The 6,597-nt window shown below is 61.9% G+C and carries 8 protein-coding genes; 4 read left to right on the forward strand and 4 right to left on the reverse strand.

The window, feature by feature from the left end:
- Positions 1–2 precede the first annotated feature (2 nt).
- Positions 3–785 carry a class I SAM-dependent methyltransferase gene (locus ACEK02_RS12000; RefSeq protein ID WP_371421935.1) on the reverse strand — a complete coding sequence of 261 codons (783 nt, stop codon included), beginning with the start codon at positions 783–785 and terminating at the stop codon, positions 3–5.
- Positions 786–910: 125 nt separating this feature from the next.
- On the opposite strand from ACEK02_RS12000, the gene gloB reads away from it, so the two are divergent.
- Positions 911–1,678 carry a hydroxyacylglutathione hydrolase gene (gene gloB, locus ACEK02_RS12005; RefSeq protein WP_371421936.1) on the forward strand — a complete coding sequence of 256 codons (768 nt, stop codon included), beginning with the start codon at positions 911–913 and terminating at the stop codon, positions 1,676–1,678.
- Positions 1,678–2,112: a cupin domain-containing protein gene (locus tag ACEK02_RS12010; RefSeq protein ID WP_371421937.1), complete on the forward strand. Its 435-nt coding sequence runs from the start codon at positions 1,678–1,680 to the stop codon at positions 2,110–2,112. The genes gloB and ACEK02_RS12010 overlap by 1 nt, the downstream gene beginning before the upstream one ends.
- On the opposite strand, the gene ACEK02_RS12015 is transcribed toward ACEK02_RS12010, so the two are convergent.
- From ACEK02_RS12015 to ACEK02_RS12025, 3 genes are all read right to left on the reverse strand, one after another.
- On the reverse strand, positions 2,109–2,969 hold the full coding sequence (locus ACEK02_RS12015; RefSeq protein WP_371421938.1) for a DMT family transporter: 861 nt from the start codon (positions 2,967–2,969) through the stop codon (positions 2,109–2,111). The two genes, ACEK02_RS12010 and ACEK02_RS12015, sit on opposite strands and share 4 nt — an antisense overlap.
- A gap of 33 nt (positions 2,970–3,002) precedes the next feature.
- Positions 3,003–3,728 carry an acetoacetyl-CoA reductase gene (gene phbB, locus ACEK02_RS12020; RefSeq protein ID WP_371421939.1) on the reverse strand — a complete coding sequence of 242 codons (726 nt, stop codon included), beginning with the start codon at positions 3,726–3,728 and terminating at the stop codon, positions 3,003–3,005.
- 202 nt (positions 3,729–3,930) lie between these two features.
- Positions 3,931–5,109, reverse strand: coding sequence for an acetyl-CoA C-acetyltransferase (locus tag ACEK02_RS12025; protein WP_068732966.1), 1,179 nt, complete (start codon positions 5,107–5,109; stop codon positions 3,931–3,933).
- Between the two features lie 307 nt (positions 5,110–5,416).
- On the opposite strand from ACEK02_RS12025, the gene phaR reads away from it, so the two are divergent.
- Positions 5,417–6,016 (forward strand): polyhydroxyalkanoate synthesis repressor PhaR, encoded by a 600-nt coding sequence (gene phaR / locus ACEK02_RS12030; protein WP_371421940.1) that lies wholly within the window; start codon positions 5,417–5,419, stop codon positions 6,014–6,016.
- An 87-nt stretch (positions 6,017–6,103) separates the two neighbouring features.
- The coding region (locus ACEK02_RS12035) for a methylated-DNA--[protein]-cysteine S-methyltransferase (protein WP_371421941.1) at positions 6,104–6,597 on the forward strand (494 nt) is incomplete at its 3' end.

Genomic DNA, 6,597 nt, shown 5'->3' on the forward strand with positions numbered 1-6,597 from the left:
GCTCAGCGCGGCAGCGGCTCCGCATCGCCGATACCGTCGGCCTCATCGTCGCGCCGCATCCCGGAGGTCGGCACCAGAACCGGCTGCAGCGCCGGAATCAGCCGCGAGCGCTCGCGCTTGGCGGGGATCGCGCGATAGACCTGTTTGGTGGCCTCGACGATATGCACGCCGGCAAAGGGCATCGACAGCGCCGCACCTATCCGCTCCCAGGCCATCGCCGAGCGCAGGAACCAGCCCATGCCCACGGGCGGCATGAACAGCGCCTCGCTCCATGCCGTCGGCGTAAACCAGGTCTGCCGCAGCAATTGCGTGATCTGCGAGCGTGAATAGGGGCGGCCGTGACCGAACGGCGTCGAATCGGTGCGGGTCCAGACACCCCGGCGATTCGGAATCACCGCCATCATCCGCCCGGATGGCGCGAGCACGCGCCAAACCTCGCGGAGCAGACCCTCCGGGTCATCGGACATTTCCAGCGCATGAACCAGAATGATGCGATCGACGGCCGCATCCTGCAGCGGCAGCGAGAATTCATCCACAAGTGTGGCCAGCGCGGGCTTTGCCGTCGGCCATTTCAACACGCCCTGCGCCGCCGGCATGAAGGCGATGCACCGTTCGGAATTCTCCCGGAACAGGCCGAGATACGGCGTGGGGTAACCCAGACCGAGCACGCGCAGGCCTTCGGCGTCCGGCCAATGCGCCTGGATGCCGCGATTGATCAGCCGCCGCGCGACGATGCCAAGGCGGCGCGAATAAAAATCCCGGAGATCGATCACATCGATGGTCATGATGGCTTTCTAACACGTCACGACGCGCTACGATCCCCCGAATCGCGCATTGCCCGGGAAGCGTTAACGCCATATGTCAGAAATGCCGTTGGCTGTTACCGGACGATTTGAATTACGGAGATATCATGGCTGCTGAAATTCGTGTCTTCCCCTGCCTGTCCGACAATTTCGGCTACCTGATTCATGATCCGCAGAGCCTGAAGACCGCCGCGATCGACGCGCCGGAGGCCGGCCCGATCATGAAGGTGCTGCAGCGCGAAGGCTGGAAGCTCACAGACATTCTGGTGACGCATCACCATGCGGACCATGTCGGCGGCGTCGCCGAGCTGAAGAAAACCTATGGCTGCAGGGTCACCGCACCGCACGATCAGGGCACGGCAATTCCCGAAGTCGACGTCCGCGTCGCCGAAGGCGATACGGTGCAGGTCGGCGCGCTCACCGCGCGGGTGTTCGAGACCCCCGGCCACACGCTCGACCATATCTGCTATGTGTTCGACAGCGAGCTGGCGCTGTTCTCGGCCGACACGCTGTTTTCGGGCGGCTGCGGCCGAGTATTCGAAGGCACCTATCCGATGATGTGGCAATCGCTGAAGAAGCTGCGCACATTGCCTGACGACTACCGTGTCTATTGCGGCCACGAATACACCGCGGCCAACGTCAAATTTTGCCTCGGCATCGATGCCAACAACGAAGCACTGAAGGCCCGCGCCGACGAAGTGGCGCAGCTGCGTGCTGTCAACAAGCCGACCATTCCGGTGCTGCTCGGGCTCGAGAAGAAGACCAACGTGTTCCTGCGCGCCGACGATCCAGCCATCGCCGCCGCCGTGCGCCTCAAGGGCTACAGCGAAGACGACGTGTTCGCCGAGTTGCGCGAACGCAAGAACAAGTCCTGATGGCAAACACGACACCAACTGCGGCCGAGATCATCGCGACGCTCGGCCTGCAGCCGCATCCCGAAGGCGGACACTATCGCGAGACATTTCGCGACAGTCGCGTGGACGCCAGCGGGCGGGCGGCCTCCACGGCGATCTATTTTCTGCTGACGCGTGGCGAACGCTCGCACTGGCACCGCATCGATGCCGTCGAGATCTGGCACTATCATGCTGGCGCTCCGCTCACGCTGGAAATCGCCGACGACGCCGGCCAGCGCACGATCATGCTTGGGCCGGACGTTGTTGCAGATCAACAGCCGCAAGGCATCGTGCCGCCAAATGCCTGGCAGGCCGCCGCAACCACCGGCGACTGGACGCTGGTCGGGTGCACCGTTGCGCCGGGATTCGATTTTGCAACGTTCGAGCTGGCACCGAAAGACTGGACACCAACCTAGCCACGCTTCCGGATCATATCCTTCGCCGCGATCAAGCCGCCGCCTGCAATCAACGCGGCAGCGACTGCAATATTCGCGCTCGCCTGCGCGAATCCAGCGAGGATCAGGAACGACGTTGACAGCAATGGCGTCGCGTAGGACGCGGCACCCAGCACACGGATGTCGCCGCGCTTCATGCCAATATCCCATGCGAAGAATGCGGCACCGACGGGACCGACACCCAGCGCAATGATCGCCGCCCATGCCAGCGGCCCCGACGGCCACGCGGTATCCTCCGTAAAGAGGTGCACGGCGAAGGCCAGAAGCGCGGCCGCGGCGCAATTGCGCACAACCGCGTCGGTCGGCACCTCCCTGAGACGGCGCGACAGTACCGAGTAGCCCGCCCAGACGAAGGCCGCAGCCAGAGCCGCGGCAAAACCTGCCACCTGTGATGACGACGCCGCGAGATTGAGGTTTCCGGCCAGCAACAACACGGTACCGATCAGCCCGAGCAATGCACCGATCACGTGATGAACGCGCAGGTGTTCGCCCGGCAGCAGCGAGGAAAACAGCACGATCAGCAGCGGCCACAGATAATTCAGGAGGCCTGCTTCAGCTGGCGGCGCCAGACGCAACGCCACGAAATACAGGGCGTGATAGCCAAACAGGCCGCCCACGCCGATCAGTGATGCGAGCCAAGGCTGGTTGAACATCAGTGCGGACGGCCGTACGACCAGGCTCGCCATGACACCAATCGCGAAAGTCATCCCCATCAACTGAAACGGCGGGATTGTCCCCGTCGCCACGGTCAGGACAGATAGCAGAGACCACATCAATATGGCTGTAAGGCCGATCAGGGTAGCGGTGCGAGGCGCCATCGATCCAGTCTATGTTCGACGACGCCTAGGACATCACGCGTGATATTGCCCGCCATTGATGGTCATCGTCGAGCCCGTCACGAAGCCGGACTCATCGGCGGCCAGGAACAAGACGGCACGCGCGATTTCCTCGGGCTCGCCGAGGCGATTGACCGGGATCTGCGGCAGGATGTTCTTCTCGAGCACGTCCTTCGGCACTGCCTGCACCATTTCGGTGTTGATGTAGCCGGGGCAGATCACATTCACCGTGATGCCGAGCTTCGCATTCTCCAGCGCCAGCGCCTTGGTGAAGCCGATGTCGCCGGCCTTGGCCGCGGAATAATTGACCTGGCCGAACTGGCCCTTCTGCCCGTTGATCGATGAAATGTTGATGACGCGGCCGAACTTGCGCGACCGCATGCCCTCGATCACCTGGCGGGTCACGTTGAACAGCGAACCAAGATTGGTGTTCACCACCTTGTTCCACTGCTCTGGCGTCATCTTGTGGAAGGCGCCATCCATGGTGATGCCGGCATTGTTGACCAGCACATCGACCGGCCCGAGTTCGGCCTCGACCTTCTTCACGCCTTCGGCGCTGGCTTCGAAGGAAGCCACATCCCATTTAAAAACAGGAATGCCGGTCTCGCTCTTGAATTTCTCGGCGGCGGCATCGTTGCCGGCATAGCTCGCGGCAACCTTGTATCCCGCAGTCTTCAACGCCTTGCTGATCGCAGCGCCAATTCCTCGTGTTCCCCCGGTCACCAATGCTACGCGCGCCATGATCGATCCTCCACCAATCTCTTTTGTTGTTATAGCTTCGAATTAATCCGGCGATACGAAGAACATCAAGCAGAATTGGAGCATCAACTGAAAATGCCCGGCGCGAAGCGCCGGGCATTTTGTTGTAGCAGTGTGTGCAGTGCACGCGCGAGCCGATGTTTTCGGCACGCGACGCGCAAGAATTTTGCGCGGCGCGTAAGGATTAGTCGCGTGCAATGCACATCGCGATGCCCATGCCGCCACCTATGCACAGCGTGGCAAGGCCCTTCTTCGCGTCGCGCTTTTCCATCTCGTGCAGCAGCGTGACCAGCACGCGTGCGCCGGACGCACCTACCGGGTGACCGATCGCGATGGCGCCGCCATTGACGTTAACCTTCGACGTATCCCAGCCGAGGTCCTTGTTCACGGCGCAGGCCTGCGCAGCGAAAGCCTCGTTGGCTTCGATCAGGTCGAGATCGTTGATGGTCCAGCCGGCCTTCTTGAGCGCAGCGCGCGATGCGGGGATCGGGCCAGTGCCCATGATCTTCGGATCGACGCCGGCCTGGCCCCACGACACGATGCGCGCGAGCGGCTTGAGGCCTTCCTTGGCGGCCTGCTTGGCGGTCATCAGCACCACGGCAGCAGCGCCGTCATTGATGCCCGATGCGCTGCCTGCGGTGACGGTACCGTCCTTCTCGAAGGCCGGGCGCAGCTTGGCCATCGCCTCGATGGTGGCGCCGTGACGCGGATATTCGTCGCTGTCGACCACGGTGTCGCCCTTGCGGCCCTTGATGGTGACCGGGACGATCTCGTCCTTGAACTTGCCGGCCTTCTGCGCGGCTTCCGCCTTCTGCTGCGACGCAACAGCGAACTCGTCCTGCTGCTGGCGCGTGATCTGGTACTGTTTCGCCACGTTTTCGGCGGTGTTGCCCATGTGATAGCCGTTGAAGGCGTCCCACAGACCGTCCTTGATCATGGTATCGACGAATTCCACCGGACCCATCTTCACACCGCCGCGCAGATACTGCGCATGGGGGGCCATGCTCATGGATTCCTGACCGCCGGCAACGACGATTTCCGAATCACCATTGAGCAGCGCCTGATAGCCGAGCGCGACCGTGCGCAGGCCGGAGCCGCACAGCATGTTGACGCCCCAGGCCGACGTTTCCACCGGAAGACCGGCGGCGATCGATGCCTGACGCGCGGGGTTCTGGCCCTGCGCCGCAGTGAGGATCTGACCCATGATGACTTCGGAGACGCGCGCGGGATCGATCTTGCCGCGCTCAAGCGCTGCCTTGATGGCAATGGCGCCGAGATCGTGCGCCGGCATGGTCGCGAAAGCGCCGTTGAAGCTGCCGACTGGTGTGCGGGCAGCGCTGACGATGACGACATCGTCTGACATGGACATCTCCTGTTGTTGAGGTTTTTTCGACGGTCAGAGCCAGAATGGCGGGGCCCGCGTTGCGAACTATCCTGTTAACTGAGGAATGGACTGTCAATTGGCCAGAGGCCAAATTACGGCCGCAACGCACGCAAAATGGCACGGATGTCGCTTTGCATAGCACAATACTGCTGCCATTTTAACCGTGACGCACAAAACGGTAGCCGAGACCCTTTGAAAGTGCTTACTTTATTGCATTGCGTTGTTCGACAACCTTATGGCGCGCTGCCGTAAGGTTCCCTGTCCTCGGTCCGTATGTGTGAGCCCCATGGCGAAATCAGATCAACCCACGACAATCAAAAAATACGCGAACCGCCGGCTTTATAATACCGGAACAAGCACTTACGTGACGCTTGAGGATCTCGCTGCGATGGTGAAGGACGGCGAGGATTTTCTCGTCTATGACGCCAAGACCGGCGACGATATCACCCGCTCGGTGCTGGCCCAGATCATCTTCGAACAGGAAAACAAGGCTGGCCAGAATCTCCTGCCAACCACTTTCCTGCGCCAGTTGATCCGCTTCTACGGCGACAGCATGCAGATGGTCGTGCCGAAGTATCTCGAGCAGTCCATCGACAGCCTGACGCGCGAGCAGGAGAAATTCCGCAAGCAGATGACGAACACGTTCAGCATGACGCCGTTCGCGCCACTTGAGGAAACCGTCCGCCGCAACATGGAGCTCTTTCAGCAGACCTTCGCGATGTTCAAGCCGTTCGTGCCGCCGCGCGGCGGCGCTGCCGCACCGGAGCCGGAAAAGCCATCGGAGCCGACTTCCGAGCCTGCCGACACTATGGACGACCTGCGTCGCCAGATGAAGGAAATGCAGGAACGCCTCGAGCGCATGTCGCACGAGCCGAAGCCGGAATAATTCGGGCTCACTTATCGGAAATCGGGACGACGCCGACCGTGGCTACGCTTACGGTCGGCGTTTCCATTTGATGAGTGCAACACCACCATGGCGAAGTCGCCCACCCCACTCACTCTCGACCGGCTTGACACCCCGATCGGCATCGCGCTGCTGGTGACGAACCACGGCGGCGCACTCTGCGCACTCGACTGGATCGATTACGAGACACGTTTGCGGACTTTGCTCCGCCGTTACTATGGCGCGGTCGAACTCACGAACAACGCAGCGCCGTCCGAAATCCGTACAGCCCTCTCGCGCTATTTCGACGGCGATCTCGACCAACTCGATGGCATCACCTGCCATATCCCCGGCACGCCATTTCAGCACAATGTCTGGGCCGCGCTGCGCAAGATCCCTGCGGGCAGTACACTCAGCTACGGCACGCTGGCGGCGCAACTCAGTATGCCCACAGCGACCCGCGCCGTCGGCCATGCCAATGGTGCCAATCCCCTGAGTGTCGTCGTGCCTTGCCACCGCTTGATCGGCGCCAACGGTTCCCTCACCGGCTATGGCGGCGGCATCGCGCGCAAGCGATGGCTGCT

It is taken from the genome of Tardiphaga sp., assembly GCF_041424195.1.
In the GTDB taxonomy this organism is placed as follows: Bacteria; Pseudomonadota; Alphaproteobacteria; order Rhizobiales; family Xanthobacteraceae; genus Tardiphaga.

Excerpts from the sequence above, each read along its gene's own strand:
- phbB (WP_371421939.1), bottom strand. The coding sequence starts at position 3,728 with ATGGCGCGCGTAGCATTGGTGACCGGGGGAACACGAGGAATTGGCGCT.
- ACEK02_RS12025 (WP_068732966.1), bottom strand. The coding sequence starts at position 5,109 with ATGTCAGACGATGTCGTCATCGTCAGCGCTGCCCGCACACCAGTCGGC.
- phaR (WP_371421940.1), top strand. The coding sequence starts at position 5,417 with ATGGCGAAATCAGATCAACCCACGACAATCAAAAAATACGCGAACCGC.
- ACEK02_RS12010 (WP_371421937.1), top strand. The coding sequence starts at position 1,678 with ATGGCAAACACGACACCAACTGCGGCCGAGATCATCGCGACGCTCGGC.
- ACEK02_RS12015 (WP_371421938.1), bottom strand. The coding sequence starts at position 2,969 with ATGGCGCCTCGCACCGCTACCCTGATCGGCCTTACAGCCATATTGATG.
- gloB (WP_371421936.1), top strand. The coding sequence starts at position 911 with ATGGCTGCTGAAATTCGTGTCTTCCCCTGCCTGTCCGACAATTTCGGC.
- ACEK02_RS12000 (WP_371421935.1), bottom strand. The coding sequence starts at position 785 with ATGACCATCGATGTGATCGATCTCCGGGATTTTTATTCGCGCCGCCTT.